This is a genomic window from Bacteroidota bacterium (genome assembly GCA_020402865.1).
GTDB lineage: Bacteria > Bacteroidota > Bacteroidia > Palsa-965 > Palsa-965.
On the sequence record JADBYT010000010.1, the window covers coordinates 275,263 to 291,882 of the forward strand.

The window sequence follows — 16,620 nt, forward strand, 5'->3', positions numbered from 1 at the left end:
AAGCCATGAAATACAAACGCATACTTCTCAAACTTAGCGGCGAAGCCCTTATGGGCAGCAAACAATTCGGAATCGACAACGATATACTGAGCCGGTACGCTGCCGAAATCAAATCGGTAGTGGATGCCGGCATACAGGTGGCAATCGTAATTGGTGGTGGAAATATTTTCAGGGGCATTCAAGCTGCCGAAGGTGGTATGGAACGCACGCAGGGCGATTACATGGGTATGCTTGCCACAGTAATCAACAGTATGGCGCTGCAGGCCGCACTCGAAAAAACCAACGTGCCTACCCGTTTGCAAAGTGCCATTGAAATGAAAGAAATCTGCGAACCGTTTATCCGCCGCCGCGCCGTGCGTCACCTCGAAAAAGGCCGCGTGGTAATTTTTGGCGCCGGCACCGGCAATCCATATTTCACCACAGACACCGCCGGCTCGTTGCGTGCTATTGAAATTGAAGCCGATGTTGTACTCAAAGGCACACGCGTTGATGGTATATACACTGCTGATCCCGAAAAGGATCCCAGCGCCGTGAAATATGACACCATTACGTTTAACGAGGTGTATGAAAAAAATCTGAGCGTAATGGACATGACAGCCTTTACACTTTGCAACGAAAATAAACTGCCCATCATCGTGTTCGATATGAACAAACAGGGCAACCTGAAAAAACTGGTAATGGGCGAACCTGTGGGTACACTGGTAGAGTTTTAACGACCCGCGAATTCATCAAAAAAACAAACACCCGTCTTTTTCACTATTTTAGCAACTTACATCCCATAAGTTTATCGTTATGAATGAAGATCTTCAGTTGATAATCGACGCCATGGAAGAGTCCATGCAGAATTCCCTTTCGCACCTTGAAGACGAACTGAGCCGCATCCGTGGCGGACGTGCTTCTGCCAGTTTGCTTGATGGTGTATATGTGGATTACTATGGCAGCAGCACACCGCTTGGCCAGGTAGCCAACGTAAGTACACCCGATGCGCGCACCATTTCGGTGCAACCCTGGGAAAAAACAATGCTTGATCCGATCATGCGAGCCATTCAGGCTGCCAATCTCGGCTTTAATCCTACAAACAACGGCAGCATACTTATCTGCTCGATTCCTCCAATGACAGAGGAACGCCGTAAAGATCTCGTGAAACGTGCACGTACCGAAGGCGAAAATGCAAAAGTAAGTGTGCGTAACGCACGTCGCGATGCCAATGAGGAAATCAAAAAACTCACCAAAGCCGGCCTGCCAGAAGACGAGGGCAAAGAAGGCGAAAACAAAGTGCAGCAAATGACCGATGCCTACATTGGCAAGGTTGACAAGCACCTCGAAAGCAAAGAGAAAGAAATTCTCACTGTGTGATCAACTCCCTCAATAATTAAAAATCCCGATCAGTCGATCGGGATTTTTAATTATTTCAATACTTTGAATTTACCATTACCATACTTTCCACCAAGGCTTTTTAACGCTCAAATCAGGCTCTCCCTCATGCCTGCTATGCTTTGGAGTTTCTTTCATTTGCTCGGCAAGTCCGCGCAGGATGTGTTCCAGAACAATTAATTCTTCAGAAGAAAATGGCTCGGCAAGGTAATTCGTTTCGTCGGCGAGGCGGAAATGCGAATCGGTTTGGAAAAGCTGTTCGAGGCGCGTGCGTTTGACTTCAAACCAGATTGTTTTATCGCCTTTATCGAACCCCACAACTATCCAGGTACAATTAAACAGATAGCTGGCTTCCAGCGGATTCCAGAAGATCATCGGCTCTGAGTCACCGCCCACAGGACCATCGAGTTGATAGCGAAGGGGTATAATGTAATTGATGAGCTGATTTTGATGGTCGGTGAAATGTGCTTCAAGTTTGCGGTAAGCTTCCTTTTCATTGGTCTGATTGATTTGAAGCTGATCCAGCAATTTAGTTCCCACCGAATATTCGCCACGATAACCAAACAAAGTAAGCGGCCCCTTGCCTTCGCCAATCATGTAAAGCATAGCATGAGTGCCTTGCACAGCATGCTCGTCAATCCACTCTTTTGTACACAATGCCTTAAACTCCTTCACATCCATTTCGCCATGATGTTCGGGCTGTATCCGGTTGTCGGCATATTCGGCAATGATAATACTTGCTTTTACGGCAAGTTCCCAATCGCCGGTTGATGCGAGTGTGTTGAGTGAAATTTCGTAGCCCGTTTCAGTGCGGTAAATACTTGCACCTCGAGTGGAAACACCCGGGCGATGAAGTCTCTCGCCTTCTTCAATTAAGGTTTCATCAATTACCTGAGCACTGAACTTTGAATGTTCCTGCTCATCAAGCAGTTGTTTAAATAGCCAGCCTTTAGCAATTGGTTTACGGGAAGGGATGTAGAAAACAAAACTCATGAGGTAGAAATTTATTCGGCCGCAAACACTTTTGTGCCTTCTGAACAGTTGGCACAAATATCAATACTGCTGCGCGAATGAAGAATGTTTTTACGAAAATTGATGTAGGGCTGGCTTTTCCAGATTTCACTTAATGAATGTTGCTGCACACTTCCCAGCTGATGCGTAGCATCTTTGTCAAAGCAGCAGGGTACTACTTTTCCATCCCACGTTACTACGCACGAATGCCACATTTTCCAGCACTGGTTAAACAATTTGCCGCGAAGCTTATACTTGCCGTTGCTCATGCGTACGTAGCGCGAATAGTTTTCGTTTTCGGGCATGAGCGGGTTGCCGTTTTCGTAGTCGTAGAGCTGAGCCGTTTTAAATACAATTTCGTCGGCCCCGATTTCCTGCGCAAGCTGCCGTGCAGCTTCCACTTCATGCTCATTGGCCCGCACCACCAGAAACTGAAAGGTTACAAACGGTGTGGCGCTTTTCATTTCTTCGCGCATACGCAGCAGCCTGCGCGCTCCTTCGAGTACCGTGCTGAGTTTTCCACCCACGCGGTAAGCAGAATAAGTTTCCTGCGTAATACCGTCGAGCGAAATAATCAGTTTGCTTAATCCTGAGGCAACCGTATTCCGGGCATTTTCATCGTTTAGGTAATGCGCGTTGGTAGAAGTAACCGTAATCATTTTACGCGATGCAGCATACTTCACCATTTCAGTAAATCGCGGATGCAGGTACGGTTCGCCCTGGAAGTAGAATGTGAGATAAGCTGTATGTGCAGCCGACTGATCGACAAGCCGGTTGAACATTGCTTCATCAAGCATGCCCGTGGGGCGTGTAAAGCTGCGAAGTCCGCTCGGGCATTCGGGGCAACGGAGGTTGCATGAAGTGGTGGGCTCAACCGCAATTGCAGCAGGCTGTGCAGGCATCCATGCCCTGCGCAACAGCCGCGATACATGGTACGACAAAAACAGCAAAGACATATTCCACAGCCGCCGGAGAGTGACGCTGCGCAGTAAGATGCGTGTCCATGTAGTGCGTGGTATCAATTCAGTTTGAGCAGCTTTGACGATTCAAAAAAAAGCGGCGAACCGTTACTGATTCGCCGCTTTGTAATTTTGAAATTACGCATCAATTTTGGCGTACTTGGCATTTTTCTCAATGAATTCGCGGCGGGGCGGAACATCATCCCCCATCAGCATGGAGAAGATATGATCGGCTTCGGCGGCACTTTCAATTGAAACCTGACGCAGCGTGCGGAACTCAGGATTGAGTGTGGTTGACCACAACTGTTCGGCGTTCATTTCACCGAGACCTTTGTATCGCTGAATGTTTACTGAACTTTCCTTGCCTTCACCGGCCAGTTCTTTCACAAACGCATCACGTTGTTCTTCGGTCCAGCAGTAGCGTTCTTCTTTGCCTTTTTTCACCAGATACAGCGGCGGCGTGGCAATATAAATGTAGCCGCGCTCAATAAGTTCGCGCATGTGGCGGAAGAAGAATGTGAGAATAAGTGTGGTAATGTGGCTGCCGTCCACGTCGGCATCGCACATGATAATTACTTTGTGGTAACGAAGTTTATCAATGTTAAGTGCGCGTTCATCTTCGGCAGTGCCACGGAAAACGCCGAGCGCAGTGAAGATGTTTTTGATTTCTTCGTTTTCGTAAATTTTGTGTTCCATGGCTTTCTCCACGTTGAGAATTTTACCACGGAGCGGAAGAATAGCCTGAAATGCACGGTTACGCCCCTGTTTGGCAGTTCCGCCGGCCGAGTCCCCTTCCACGAGGAAGAGTTCACACTTCTGCGGATCACTTTCGGCACAATCAGCAAGTTTGCCGGGCAGTCCGCCGCCGGTGAGTGCGCCTTTGCGCTGCACCATTTCGCGGGCTTTGCGGGCTGCGTGGCGGGCTGTTGCGGCAAGAATTACTTTGTCCACAATCATACGCGCCTGCTTAGGATGCTCTTCGAGGTAGTTGGTAAGCATTTCGCTTACGGCGGCGCTCACGGCGCCATCCACATCGCTGTTGCCGAGTTTTGTTTTGGTCTGGCCTTCAAACTGCGGCTCGGCCACTTTCACGGAAATAACCGCGGTGAGACCTTCACGGAAGTCGTCGCCGTTTACTTCAAACTTGAGTTTGGAGAGCATGCCTTCTTTTTCGGCATAGGCTTTCAGTGTACGCGTAAGTCCGCGACGGAATCCGGCCACGTGTGTACCGCCTTCGTGCGTATTGATGTTATTTACGTAGGAATGCAGGTTTTCGCTGAACGACGAATTGTATTGCATGGCTACTTCCACGGGTATGCCGTTGCGTTCGCCTTCCATGTACACCACATCTTCGATGAGTTTTTCGCGGTTGGCATCGAGGTAAGCCACAAATTCGCGCAGTCCGCCTTCGGAATAAAACATTTCCACGGGGTGCGAACCGTCTCCGCTGGTAATTCGGCGATCTTCAAGGGTAATGCGGATGCCTTTGTTGAGGTAGGCCAGTTCGCGCATACGGGCAGCAAGCGTATCGTAGTTGTATTCGCTTACGGTAAAGATGCTGCTGTCGGGGTGGAAATGCACTTCGGTGCCGGTCACATTGCTTTCGCCGATTTCTTTTACCGGATAAAGCGGCTTACCAATGCTGTATTCCTGCTGATAGATTTTACCCTGGCGGTTTACGGTTACCTTAAGATGATCAGAGAGTGCATTCACGCAGGACACACCCACGCCGTGCAAACCACCCGAAACCTTATACGAATCCTTGTCGAATTTGCCCCCGGCATGAAGCACGGTCATTACTACTTCGAGCGCCGAACGTTTTTCCTTGAGGTGCATATCTACAGGAATGCCGCGTCCGTCATCTTTCACCGAGATTGAATTATCAGAATGAATAGCTACGAAGATATTCTTACAATGCCCGGCAAGGGCCTCGTCGATGGAATTATCAACTACTTCGTACACGAGGTGATGCAGACCTTTTACGCCGATATCACCAATGTACATGGCCGGGCGCTTACGCACGGCCTCAAGACCTTCAAGAACCTGGATGCTGTCGGCCGAGTAATCTGAGGCCTGTTTTTCTTTCACGATTTCTTCCATAGTTTAACCCCGGATTTTCCCATTAGGGGGAGCTAGTACAAATATACCAAAAAACAAGCCTCAGAAAGGCCGAAAAAGCCTAAAAACAGGGATGTTTTTCCACATGATGTGCATAATTTTTCCTGTTAAAAATTTGGCAGTTAAAGGAATTTGATTTTGAGCATATTTCTTACCCGTTCAATGTATTTTTTATTGAAAAACACTTCACGTAAAAATATTGCGGAGAAAGAAAACGATACACTCCGGCAGAAGCATGCGTATCATACTGCCGGAGCGGACTGGCTGCTGTGCAGCCGGATCAGAATGTAAACGTAAGTCCCGCAAGCATATTGAAGCGTTGCGTAGGGTAAGCATTCCAGCGGTAATAGCGCTGCGAAGCCACGTTGTTGAAATTGGCAAAAAGCGAAAGGAATTTGGTATAGCGGTATTCAAAGCCCACATTTACATCTACAAATCCTTTCAGCAATACCGCACTGTACACGGTGCCGGTGCTGTCAACGGTGCGCGCATACTGTCCGTTGAGATAGTAAGCCTGCATGCGTACAATTATTTTATCGCGCAGGTTGTACTGCCCGGTAAGTGAAAGCCGCAACGTGGGTGTATGCCACGGGTGCTGCTCGGTATTCATGTCGTACTGAAACCAGTCGGCAGTGGCAATAATACTGAGCTTTTCGCGCTGCTGCCAGGCCAGCTGGGCGTGAGCGGTAAATACCTGTGCGGTATCCCATACAATGGCAAATTTATTTTGCTGTGCATCCTCTGCAGCCACCGTATTTACAAAAAACGGTGCATTCACCAGCTCAAAGCGGCCAGCGCGTAAATCATAGGCCAGATTGGATGTGATGCTGCCGCGCACACCGGCGGCCACATCAAACTTACGCTGCGTGTTTCGCAAGGTGGTGCTTTGAGAAGTAAGCAGGAACGGATTTACATCGGTTACACTGCGGTAGCTGTTGCGGTCGAGTGAGCCGGAGAGTGTGAAATACGGCACCAGCATATTTTGAAGCAGTTTTACACTGATGTGGCCCTGCGGATAAAAGTATGTGCTGGGCCCGGTGCCGCCGGGCACTTTGCTTTCCTGATAAATACCTATCCCGATGGCTGCATCAAACAAATCATTCCGGGCATGGTACATCGGCTTGAGCCAGCCAAAGGTATTGAGGGCCGTATCAGCAGGAATCGCATTCCGGTTATAATCCACGCCAAGCTCGGCGGTAAGAAACTCATTACCACGAATGGTTCGCTGACCGGAAGCTACAAAACGGATATTGTTTTCGTTGGCTTTAAACGCATCACCCAGGAAGTGATAATCGATCCTGAAATGATGGTTAATCGCCTCATCACCGCTCAGGTGACTCTGCAATTCGCCGCCAGCCGTAAAAAGCTGAAAACGTTGACGGATATCTTTTTTCTGAAACGACAGCGAAGTATCGGTACTGCCATAATAATGCACTACATCCCGGTCGTAACCGAGGTTACCACTCAGTGTATGCTTTTTGAGAAACCGTTTACCGGAAAGATCAATTGCGGTCTGACTGAATCCGGCAAAGCCCTGCACGTCTTTCGGGCCGGTGAGTGCCGAAAAATGGCGGGCATGCGCATTCCATGCTCCGTTTTTTGAGCGCATGCTCATGGCATCAATTTCGCCATACAGCATGCCGTAGTTACCAACACCTGCGCGGGTATAGGTGCGGTAAAGTTTGCTTACCGGCTCGTTGGCCAGTTTGGCCGCAGGAATGGTGTCTGTAGTAAACTCAACCGGAATCTGCTTGGGTTGCAGTTTGTAGGTAAATGCAGGCGGAGGCAGCACGGTATCTTTTGTAACCGGCTCGGCCGACTTTTTGGTTACCTCTTTTACAATTACCGGCGATGCACCGCCTTCAGCAATAATTACTTCAGTTTGTGCAGCGGCAAAAAACGGAGCCAGTACAAGGGCTGCAAAAGCTAATATGCGTTTCATTGTCCGCCTCCTTCCTGCGTTTCAATTGGAATTTCAAGTTCTTCGGGGCCTTTGCGCTGCACGGCTTTTTCTTCTGCTTCAATGGCCGCAAGTTTGTCTTTTGCCTGTTGCACAAGCTCAGGCACATTGCCATTGTCAATATAATTCTGCAACACCAGTTTGGCCTGAAACTTATCTTTCATGGCCAGATAATTATCAGCCAGCAGCAGCATGGCCCTGCCGCTCCACTGCGGATAAGCGGCATAATCGCTCACAAACTTCAGTCCCTCCTTCTCCACTTTCTTGTACTCTTTGCGGCGGTATTTTATTACAAGTATCGAATAGCTTGCTTCTGCTGCAAAATCGGTGAGCGGCTGCATTTTTATTACTTTATTAAAATGCACTTCGGCTTCCTTGTCGTTTAAATTAGCAAATTCCTGCCGGCCACGCAGATAATGTGCTTTTACAACAATTCCGTTTGGCAGCTTAGGTACTTCAAGAACTGCCGGCGCATACACTGCTGCCGAATCATATTCGCTCAGGTTCATGTGTGCCAGCATGAGGTTAATGGTGGCTGTGTTTTTCAGTTCCGGATCTGTCGATTCTTTTTGCAAACGTTTGTATGTCTTTATTGCATTACGGTAATCGCCTGTACGGAAGTAAAGAAATGAAGCGCGCACCAGACTTTGCTCGGAGTAGCGTGTACGGCCTTTATTAATCACAGCCACATAACTACCCAATGCGGTAATTGTATCGCCTTCTTTAAAGCTGCATTCGGCGCGCATAAAGTGTACATCGGTGATGTAGCTGCCCGAAGGATATTTGAGAATGTACTTATTGAGCTGTTTCAATGCTTCGGGGCAATTACCTTCTTTGTAAAAACGATCGGCCACTACAAACGTAGTGCTGTCGGCCACCTGCTGGCTTTCGGCAAAGCCCTGCGAGGCGGAATAGGCTTCCCACTGATCGAGCTGGCCCATTGCTACATAAATTTCCTTTATTTCGCGCATAATGCCGGGCAGTTGGCCGGTACCATCATTGCGGTAAGCATTGGCCGCTTTTTTAAATTGTTCCAGTGCTTTTTGTTGTTCGTTTTTAGCGCGGAAAATAAGACCCATATTCACAAGGCTGAGTTTGCCTTCGTTGCTTTCGGGATCAATTTTATTTACGTTTTCGTAAAGCAGCAAAGCCTCGTCATAGCGACGCAGATCGTGCAGGGCGCGTGCTTCCTGAAAGCGCGACGAGGCAAGGTATTTTGAATTGGGATAATTGGTGCGCAGCTGTTTAAGCAGATCAGCTTTTTCACTTTTTTTGCCGAGATAGCCAAAGGCCATTGCCTGCTGAAAAAGTGCGTAGTCTTTAAAATTATTATCACCTGTTTTTTCAGCTACTGCCTTACCATAAAACTCGGCCGCATTCACATAATCTTTCATCCGGAAATACGCATCGCCCATACGCAAATCAGCATCCATAAGCGTTTCAGACTGTTCGCCCGATGGCAGTGCCACAAATTTGCGAAACCAGAGCACGGCATTTTCCCAATCGCCTTTTTCAAAATAGCAGTAGGCAATGTTGTAGTTTACCAGATTGAAATTAGGCTGCAGGCTGGCACCGGGAGCCAGCTGAAAGGCTTTGTACTCGGCAATGGCCTTATCGTAGCTGCTGGTTTCCTTTCCTCCGTTTTTCTCACCGTTCTGGTACCAGGCTTCCCCTTTCCAGTAGCGTGCCTGCGCGGCAAGATCACGGTTAATGGGATAAGTGAGCGAAAGATCAAAATGCTTTACCGAGCCGGCATAATCGCCTTGCTGAAAAAGTTCAACTGCGCGGTTGTATGCCATTTGCTGATACACCGGATGCAGTGAGGGTTTGAGCACTTTTATGCGGCTTATCGACTGCAGGCCCAGCGCGTAGTTTTTATTGCTCAGATATACGTTGGTAAGCAGCGTGTAGGCTTCATCAGCACGCGGTGTGTTCGGATACTGATCAAGATAATTTTGTAAAGCCACAATCGCTTCGTTGTAGGGACTGAGTGAAAGTTCGTAACTCAGTCGGGCAAAGTTAAACAGCGCATCTTCACGTATCGCCGGATCAAATTTCAGTGCCGATGCTTTTCCAAACGCGGCCCTTGCCTCCACTTTGTTGTTCTGCTTCAGGTTGCAGTCGGCCAGGTGATACCAGGCATTCTGCTCCAGCAAATCAGCCGTATCACTCATTACTTGCTGAAAATATTCGGCAGCCTGCATGGCGCTGTCTGAGCGGTAATACGCATAACCAAGTTCGTAAGCTTCCTCGCGGGTAAGCACAGCTACACCTTTGCGGTAGCGTTGCAAATAGGGAATCGACTCGCGGAATTTACCCGTGCGGTAATACGATTCGCCAATGATGCGTGCAATTTGCGGCTGGCGTTTTTTATCGGCCGAATCGAGCAGCGGCGGCGCATATAATATCACCTGATCATAGCGCTTTTGCAAATAATAAATCTGCGCAATATAAAACGGCACCACCGGCCCGAATGATTCATTCGACACAAGGCGCTGAAAGCCTTGCAACGCCGTTTCATAATTCCCCTCCACATACGCAATGTGCGAGAAATAGTAATTTGCCGCCGCGCTGTATTTCGTATCTACATCCTTTATCTCATAAAAATCCTTCTTGGCCGAATCAACGTGTTCAAGCATATAATGTGCATAGCCACGCTTAAAATAAAACTCGGCTGTTTCTTCTTTTTTCAGGTTATAAAAATCAACCTTCTGCATCCATGCAAGCACATTGCGGTATTCCTTTTTGCGGAAATAATAGCGTGCAAGCTGAAAACAGGCACCGGGCACTTTCTGGCTTTCCGGGTGGCGTTCAATAAACCCGGAAAGGCGCCATTCAGCATCTTTGTGAAAGAGTTCAAGTGCGCAAATTGCCGCATAATATTCGGCATCTACCGCATACAGGTTTTTCTTATCGCGATGGGTACGTACATACTCATCAAAAACCACCTGCGCAGCTTCATACTTCTGTTTTTCAAACAGGTCAAGCCCTTTGCGAAAATCAGCATCGGGCGCCACATACGTTTGTGTTTGCTGTGCCTGCAAACCAACAGCACACAGCCCGAGACTGAAGACGAGAAGAAAATAAATTCGGATAGCAACCATCCACACGGATTTTAACGGATAAAAGTAGTTTCTCTGGTTGCATAGAACAGGTTTAGGTAATACTGAGTTATCAACGCAAACGTGTTGAAATTATTGCGATTAACACCTCTTAACAGCTTCGGTGGCCGGGCATTCTTTTTAACTTTGCTCACTGTTTTATCTGCATCCATGGATTCATCCACCATCATTTCGCTCGATCAGGTTACTGTGTATCAGCAGCACAATATGGTGTTGTCTAACGTAAGTTTCACAGTAAACAAAGGCGAGTTTGTGTATCTGGTGGGTAAAACCGGTTCAGGCAAAAGCAGCCTTATGCGCACGCTTTATGCCGATGTACCGCTCACAAAAGGCAGTGCCGATGTGGCCGGATATAACCTCAACACCATTCGCCGGAAAGAAATCCCTTACCTGCGCCGCAAACTCGGCATTGTGTTTCAGGATTTTCAGCTGCTGTATGATCGAAGTGTAAACGACAACCTGCTTTTTGTGCTGCGCGCCACCGGCTGGAGCGACAAAAAGAAAATGGCCGACCGCGCGCAGGAAGTGCTTGACAAAGTGGGCCTCGCCACCAAAGGCCACAAGCTCCCGCACGAACTTTCGGGTGGCGAACAGCAGCGTGTAGCCATTGCCCGCGCATTGCTGAATGACCCAGAAGTTATTCTGGCCGACGAACCCACCGGCAATCTCGACCCGGATACATCCGAAGGAATTATTCGTTTGCTTAAAGACATCAGCAATAACGGCCGCGCCGTGGTGGTAGCCACGCACGACGTGCTGCAGATTCAGCGCAACCCTTCGCGCACGCTGCGCTGCGAAAACGGCGCCGTATCAGACACCGCCTCAGCAAGCACTGAATAAAAACCTGTTTTATTTTTTTGTCTGCAACTCGGCCAGCGTGTCGGTAATTATTCTCGCATTCTCCGCATTCGAAAAACGGCTGCCCAGTACACGGCGGCGCGCGGCAATATGAGCTTCTGCAAAAGGCTTTGCAAAATACTCATCCAGTGCATTCCTGAATGCCGCTGCATCAGCACACATTACACATAATTCATCCAGTCCCGTATGCGCAATCATGGGTGCATTCACTAAACAATGACGCCCGCGAAAAAGCGCGGCAAGCAGTTTCAGCTTAATTCCCGTGCCCTGAAACGTGGGCAGAATATTAATGTGCGCCTCACCAATCAGTGCATCTATCTCGGTAGTACTTATGTTCAGCCGCAATTCCACATTGGTGTTGGCTGCTGCCGCATCGCGCAGTACCTGCGGCGGATTGTTGCCGGCAATAATCAGTTTATGCGCTGATCCCGCAAACACTTCATTCACCAGAAAAAGTGCGGCCTGATAGTTTTCAGCCACCTCCAGATTGCCGTGATACAAGGCAAACGAACCGCTTCCCTGCTGTGCAGTCACTTCGGTATTCGGATGAAAAGCCATAACATGCTTCACCTTGGGGCCGTAGCGTCGTTCAAGCTGCGCAGTGTCGGCAGGCGAAATAGCAAAAACAGCCTGCGCCTGGTGCAGTACTTTTTCAAACTGCAGCAGCTTGCGGGCCTCGCGGCGGAAATACAAGCGGCGGAAAAATCCGGCTTCGGCACCCGCCAGCGCAGCATAGTAATCATGCTCTATATTATGTGTGCGCACTAACCTTATGCGTGAGGCCAGCCGCACATCAGTAAGATGTCCGCAGCAATGCAACCCTTCAAACATAATCGGAAAATCATCGGCCAGCAGGCGCTGCATCAGCTCTTCCGATTGCCGCGTAACCACAATAAACGGGCGCGGGGAGAAGAGCAGTTGTTTGCTCATGTTTCGTTTGTAGTAATGCACACTGGCGCATACCGCTTCCAGTTCCGGCGCGCGGCTCCGTCCGTAGCAAAACGTATGCAAATGCACGCGCACACCCGCATTGCGCAACGCAAGCATTTTAAAATACACGTCAATCACCCCCCCGTAATTCGCCGGCCAGGGTACATCAAACGACACGATATGTAAATCAGTAAACGACAAGCTAAAAGCCCTTTGGGCTGCTATAAGCAGTGGATAAAACGGAGTAAATGTATAGCGATAGCCTGTCTGATTTAGGTTCCGGCAAGTTTACAAAAAAACATGCTTGCACACAAAAAGAACTGCACGGAACTATTGCTGCAACAAACCGGATAATTTAAAAATGAAGAGGAGCAAAATCTGAAGTGCAATTCAGAACCACCTGTCCCGCTTTCCGTTCCTACAGCCTGAAAAAGGCTGTATCCACTGCAATCGGGGCTAGTTTAAAACGGTCTGGCGCATTAAACGACCTGTGTTTACTGCAAAAACCGGGCATACACACGTTTTATTGCATCTTCCTCAGTTTCCCAGCAAAGTGCTTTAGCTGCTTCAAGCGCATTGGCTTTCCATGCATTGCGCCGGGGCGAATTGAGCATTTCCTTCAATGCACGGGCAATTTCTTCAGGCGCATGTGTGGTTACCACCTGCCCTACGTTGTAATGGGTCACAATGTGCTTTACTTCCGGCAAATCAGAAGCCAGCACGGGCACACCGGCGTGTATGTAGTCGAAAATTTTATTGGGCAGGCTGTAGCGGTAATTCAGGTTGGTGTCTTTATCCAATGTAAGCCCGATATCGGCCAGCCGTGTGCGGGCGCGGAGTTCATCGGGCGGAAGTTTGCCGGTGAAAATTACGTTTTCTTCCAGTCCGTTTTCTTTCACCAGTTGTTTCAGCACCGGCAACACATCGCCGCCGCCAATAATAAGCAACACGGCATCATCCATATACTTCATGGCCAGCACGGCTTCCTCGGCACCGCGTTGTATGTTCAGTCCGGCACCCTGCATCAGTACTACAGCTTTATTTTCGGGCAGGCCGGCCTGTGTGCGTGTAAGCGCCGGTGGGGGCGGCACATACAGCCGGGGCATATTGCGCACCACAACGGGCCTTACACCATAGCGCGTTTCGTACCACGCTGCAATGGATTCATTCACCGTAAACACGTGCCTGAGCCTGGGGAAAATGTGTTGCTCAAGCATGCGCCACATTTTTTGTTTCAATGGCCGGTGTATAAGTTCGGGCACTTCGGTAAAAATTTCGTGTGTATCATACACCAGCGGCCTGCTGCGCAGGCGCGATACAATGTGGTTAGGCCAAAGTGTATCCAAATCATTGGCTACATATACATCGGCCTTATGTTTCATCAAAAACCAGAAGAGCCGCCACTGAAAAAGCAGATAAAAAAGCATTCCTTTTTCGGCCATCAGTTTCATACGGTGGGTATGATAACTTCGGGCCTGCAGGGGTAAACTGTGTTTCTGTATGCGCCCCACAAGCAATACCTCATAGCCCATTTCATGCAGCGTGGTACATGTTTTATGCACGCGCTGATCAGTCACAAGATCATTAATTACAGAAACAACAGCTTTTTTCATGTGTGGCTTGCGGCATCGAAATTACGCAAAACCGTTTGGCTCAGCGTAGCAGCACTGCACACTTTTTACGTTCTTTGTGGTGTATGACCACCATCAGCGAAAACATCAGCCTCAAGCCCTACAATACATTCGGCATGCAGGTACAGGCGCGCTGGTTTGCCGAAGCCAGAGATACCGACACCCTTCGCGAAATTTTCTCACAGCCGCAGTGGCTGCAGCATAACCGGCTTATTCTTGGCGGCGGCAGCAACATGCTTCTCACTAAAAATGTGGATGCGCTGGTGGTACACAACCTCATCGACGGCATTCATGTGGTGCTCGAAGATAACGACCACTGGTATGTGCGCGCAGGAGCGGGTGTAAACTGGCACCGGTTTGTGCTCAACTGCATAGCCCATGGTCGGGCGGGTGTCGAAAATCTTTCACTCATCCCGGGCAGTGTGGGCGCAGGCCCCATGCAAAACATCGGTGCGTATGGTGTGGAGCTGAAAGATGTGTTCGACTCGCTCGAAGCATTTCACATCAGCGAAGGTTATGTGCGCACATTTACGCCCGACGATTGCCGCTTTGGCTACCGCGAAAGTGTATTCAAGCGCGAACTGCGCGATCAGTTTATCATTACATCAGTTACTTTCCGCCTCAACAAAAAGCCCAATTTCAGTACAAGCTACGGTGCCATACAGCAACAGCTCGAAAAAACGGGCATTACTGAACTCAGTATAAAAGCAGTGAGCGATGCAGTAATTGCCATTCGCCGCAGCAAACTGCCCGACCCGGCCGTAACAGGCAATGCAGGAAGCTTTTTCAAGAATCCGGTTATCAGCGCCGCCACACACACACAACTCAAAACCGAATTCCCCGAGCTCGTAAGTTATGCCGCCGGAAACGATTTCAAACTGGCTGCGGGCTGGCTCATTGAACAATGCGGCTGGAAAGGCTTCCGCCGCGGCGATGCAGGCGTGCATCCCTTGCAGGCACTTGTTCTTGTAAATTACGGTACTGCCTCAGGCGCTGAGATTTTCGACCTTTCGTCGGAAATTCTCGAAAGCGTGAAACAGAAATTCGGCGTTGATCTCGAACGCGAGGTGAATATTATTTAGCGGCGGCCAAACCACGTTCATACTTCTCCCTTACTACTTCGCCATACAATTTCTGCTCAAGTTCACTTTCCACCCACGACCGGAGATCAAACAGCACACCCGCACTTTCAAAATCGGGGCTGCATACTTCTTCGTACAGTTTGCTGAGCAGCTGTTTTCGTTCACTGCTGTTTCTTTCAAAACCTGTTTCGGCCATCAGAAAATCTACAAATAAGTCCTGCCACTTATCTGTTAACTGACTTTCCGAAATCCAGCGACTTGTCTGGCGCAGCATGGCTTTGTAACTATCCATATTCTCGGCCAGTAAGCGAAAGATGAGTAGCCGCAGGAATCGCGCCAGAAGCTGAATGCGCATACGGGTGCCACTGGTATCTTCATTAACAATGGCGTTGAGATAACGTAAGGCAAGTTTATAGTCGCCTGCGCCAAAGCAAAAATGCGCTGCACTGAAACGCAGATCAGAACCAAATACCCCCGCCTTACCTTCATCAAGCAAGCCAAGTAATTCATCCACTTCTTCCCATTCAATACACGCACTGTCAAATCTACCCATGCGGGTGAGTACGGCAAACTCCATATTCACCACACGCAACAGCATTTTATGTCTTAAATACGATGTTTTTGCCGGTTTCAATTCGAGCTTTTCGGGCAGTGTACGCAAACGCAAAATAATGTCCAGTGCTTCTTCATACATCGCTACCGAATAATAATCAATGAGCAAATTATACATGGCCGACACCAATGAACGCAGTGTTTCATAGGTATGTGTGGTTATACTTTCAAGCAGTGCTATCTGTAATTTATTGTAATGTATCGACTCATTGAAATGCTGAAAAGCATGTGCATAAAATGCTCTGGTATAATAATACAGTCGTTTTGCAGGAAAAGTCAGTGCCTTAGAATCATCCGAAAGTAATTCATGCTTAAGCAGCGCATGAAGTTTTGTTTCCGCTTCGTCATGGTTTTCTGACCCGGCCAGCAGTGAACATGCCGCAGCATGGCTGGCCGCCCATACATAAAACCGGTAATTGGCAAACTGCTCAAACAATACCCGTTCTTCATCCTCCAGCCTGCTTAATGTGTGCAGCACAGGAGCTACGGGCACATTGAGCAGTAGTTCACGTTCCAAATCAATAATCTCAGTAAGTGCTGCAAAGTAGTGGTAGCGGACGGCAATTACTTTTAGCTGCGCCAGTCTGCGGCGGCAATGTTCATACATACCCCGGTTCAGAAGCAGTCTGCATTCGGCCAGCATTGCATGTATGCGTACATCTATACTACCACTCTCGTGGTAACTTCTTAAATAGCGCAGGCAGATATCATACAACTGCACTTTCGCCACATCAAGATGCTTGGCGGCACCACTTTTGCCGAGTTTGATTTTTAATAAATCAGGATTGTATTCCTCAAGCAAATCAAGCGCCCTGAACAGTTCGGCATGGTTTGTATCTTCTTTGAAAAGTTTGAGGTGGCGGTTGATGTAACGCTTTTCGGGAGCCGAGAGGTTCTTCACCAACTCGTAAATCAGTTTATTTTTTTGCATATTCAGGGGGCAAATCTGGCAATTGCGGCCAA

At 48.6% G+C, this 16,620-nt stretch carries 12 protein-coding genes; 4 read left to right on the forward strand and 8 right to left on the reverse strand.

Features of this window, described 5'->3' with window-relative positions:
* Positions 1-5: 5 nt before the first annotated feature.
* Together IM638_09240 and frr are read left to right on the forward strand one after the other, a co-directional pair.
* Positions 6-713, forward strand: coding sequence for a UMP kinase (locus IM638_09240; GenBank protein ID MCA6363211.1), 708 nt, complete (start codon positions 6-8; stop codon positions 711-713).
* A gap of 79 nt (positions 714-792) precedes the next feature.
* Positions 793-1,356 carry a ribosome recycling factor gene (gene frr / locus IM638_09245; protein ID MCA6363212.1) on the forward strand — a complete coding sequence of 188 codons (564 nt, stop codon included), beginning with the start codon at positions 793-795 and terminating at the stop codon, positions 1,354-1,356.
* Between the two features lie 75 nt (positions 1,357-1,431).
* On the opposite strand, the gene IM638_09250 is transcribed toward frr, so the two are convergent.
* From IM638_09250 to IM638_09270, 5 genes are all read right to left on the reverse strand, one after another.
* The gene (locus IM638_09250) at positions 1,432-2,367 is read right to left on the reverse strand and encodes a hypothetical protein (GenBank protein MCA6363213.1); all 936 of its coding nucleotides are present in this window, start codon (positions 2,365-2,367) and stop codon (positions 1,432-1,434) included.
* Positions 2,368-2,378: 11 nt separating this feature from the next.
* The gene (locus tag IM638_09255; GenBank protein MCA6363214.1) at positions 2,379-3,341 is read right to left on the reverse strand and encodes an SPASM domain-containing protein; all 963 of its coding nucleotides are present in this window, start codon (positions 3,339-3,341) and stop codon (positions 2,379-2,381) included.
* Positions 3,342-3,482: 141 nt separating this feature from the next.
* Positions 3,483-5,444: a DNA topoisomerase (ATP-hydrolyzing) subunit B gene (gene gyrB, locus IM638_09260; protein ID MCA6363215.1), complete on the reverse strand. Its 1,962-nt coding sequence runs from the start codon at positions 5,442-5,444 to the stop codon at positions 3,483-3,485.
* Positions 5,445-5,742: 298 nt separating this feature from the next.
* Positions 5,743-7,404 (reverse strand): hypothetical protein, encoded by a 1,662-nt coding sequence (locus IM638_09265; protein ID MCA6363216.1) that lies wholly within the window; start codon positions 7,402-7,404, stop codon positions 5,743-5,745.
* A complete protein-coding gene (locus IM638_09270) occupies positions 7,401-10,526 on the reverse strand; it encodes a tetratricopeptide repeat protein (GenBank protein ID MCA6363217.1) in 3,126 nt (1,041 codons plus the stop codon). The genes IM638_09265 and IM638_09270 overlap by 4 nt, the downstream gene beginning before the upstream one ends.
* A gap of 168 nt (positions 10,527-10,694) precedes the next feature.
* Between IM638_09270 and IM638_09275 the strand changes: the two genes are divergently transcribed.
* The gene (locus tag IM638_09275; protein ID MCA6363218.1) at positions 10,695-11,384 is read left to right on the forward strand and encodes an ATP-binding cassette domain-containing protein; all 690 of its coding nucleotides are present in this window, start codon (positions 10,695-10,697) and stop codon (positions 11,382-11,384) included.
* 9 nt (positions 11,385-11,393) lie between these two features.
* Here IM638_09275 and IM638_09280 read toward each other — a convergent pair whose 3' ends face one another.
* Together IM638_09280 and IM638_09285 are read right to left on the reverse strand one after the other, a co-directional pair.
* A complete protein-coding gene (locus IM638_09280) occupies positions 11,394-12,509 on the reverse strand; it encodes a glycosyltransferase (GenBank protein MCA6363219.1) in 1,116 nt (371 codons plus the stop codon).
* Between the two features lie 317 nt (positions 12,510-12,826).
* On the reverse strand, positions 12,827-13,945 hold the full coding sequence (locus IM638_09285) for a glycosyltransferase (protein MCA6363220.1): 1,119 nt from the start codon (positions 13,943-13,945) through the stop codon (positions 12,827-12,829).
* 83 nt (positions 13,946-14,028) lie between these two features.
* Between IM638_09285 and murB the strand changes: the two genes are divergently transcribed.
* Positions 14,029-15,045, forward strand: coding sequence for a UDP-N-acetylmuramate dehydrogenase (gene murB / locus IM638_09290; protein ID MCA6363221.1), 1,017 nt, complete (start codon positions 14,029-14,031; stop codon positions 15,043-15,045).
* On the opposite strand, the gene IM638_09295 is transcribed toward murB, so the two are convergent.
* Positions 15,038-16,588, reverse strand: coding sequence for a hypothetical protein (locus IM638_09295; GenBank protein MCA6363222.1), 1,551 nt, complete (start codon positions 16,586-16,588; stop codon positions 15,038-15,040). The two genes, murB and IM638_09295, sit on opposite strands and share 8 nt — an antisense overlap.
* Between the last annotated feature and the right edge of the window lie 32 nt (positions 16,589-16,620).

What these genes read in the sequence shown, in the direction of transcription:
- IM638_09240 (MCA6363211.1), top strand. Translation starts at nt 6, where the DNA reads ATGAAATACAAACGCATACTTCTCAAACTTAGCGGCGAAGCCCTTATG.
- frr (MCA6363212.1), top strand. Translation starts at nt 793, where the DNA reads ATGAATGAAGATCTTCAGTTGATAATCGACGCCATGGAAGAGTCCATG.
- IM638_09250 (MCA6363213.1), bottom strand. Translation starts at nt 2,367, where the DNA reads ATGAGTTTTGTTTTCTACATCCCTTCCCGTAAACCAATTGCTAAAGGC.
- IM638_09255 (MCA6363214.1), bottom strand. Translation starts at nt 3,341, where the DNA reads ATGTCTTTGCTGTTTTTGTCGTACCATGTATCGCGGCTGTTGCGCAGG.
- gyrB (MCA6363215.1), bottom strand. Translation starts at nt 5,444, where the DNA reads ATGGAAGAAATCGTGAAAGAAAAACAGGCCTCAGATTACTCGGCCGAC.
- IM638_09265 (MCA6363216.1), bottom strand. Translation starts at nt 7,404, where the DNA reads ATGAAACGCATATTAGCTTTTGCAGCCCTTGTACTGGCTCCGTTTTTT.
- IM638_09270 (MCA6363217.1), bottom strand. Translation starts at nt 10,526, where the DNA reads ATGGTTGCTATCCGAATTTATTTTCTTCTCGTCTTCAGTCTCGGGCTG.
- IM638_09275 (MCA6363218.1), top strand. Translation starts at nt 10,695, where the DNA reads ATGGATTCATCCACCATCATTTCGCTCGATCAGGTTACTGTGTATCAG.
- IM638_09285 (MCA6363220.1), bottom strand. Translation starts at nt 13,945, where the DNA reads ATGAAAAAAGCTGTTGTTTCTGTAATTAATGATCTTGTGACTGATCAG.
- murB (MCA6363221.1), top strand. Translation starts at nt 14,029, where the DNA reads ATGACCACCATCAGCGAAAACATCAGCCTCAAGCCCTACAATACATTC.
- IM638_09295 (MCA6363222.1), bottom strand. Translation starts at nt 16,588, where the DNA reads ATGCAAAAAAATAAACTGATTTACGAGTTGGTGAAGAACCTCTCGGCT.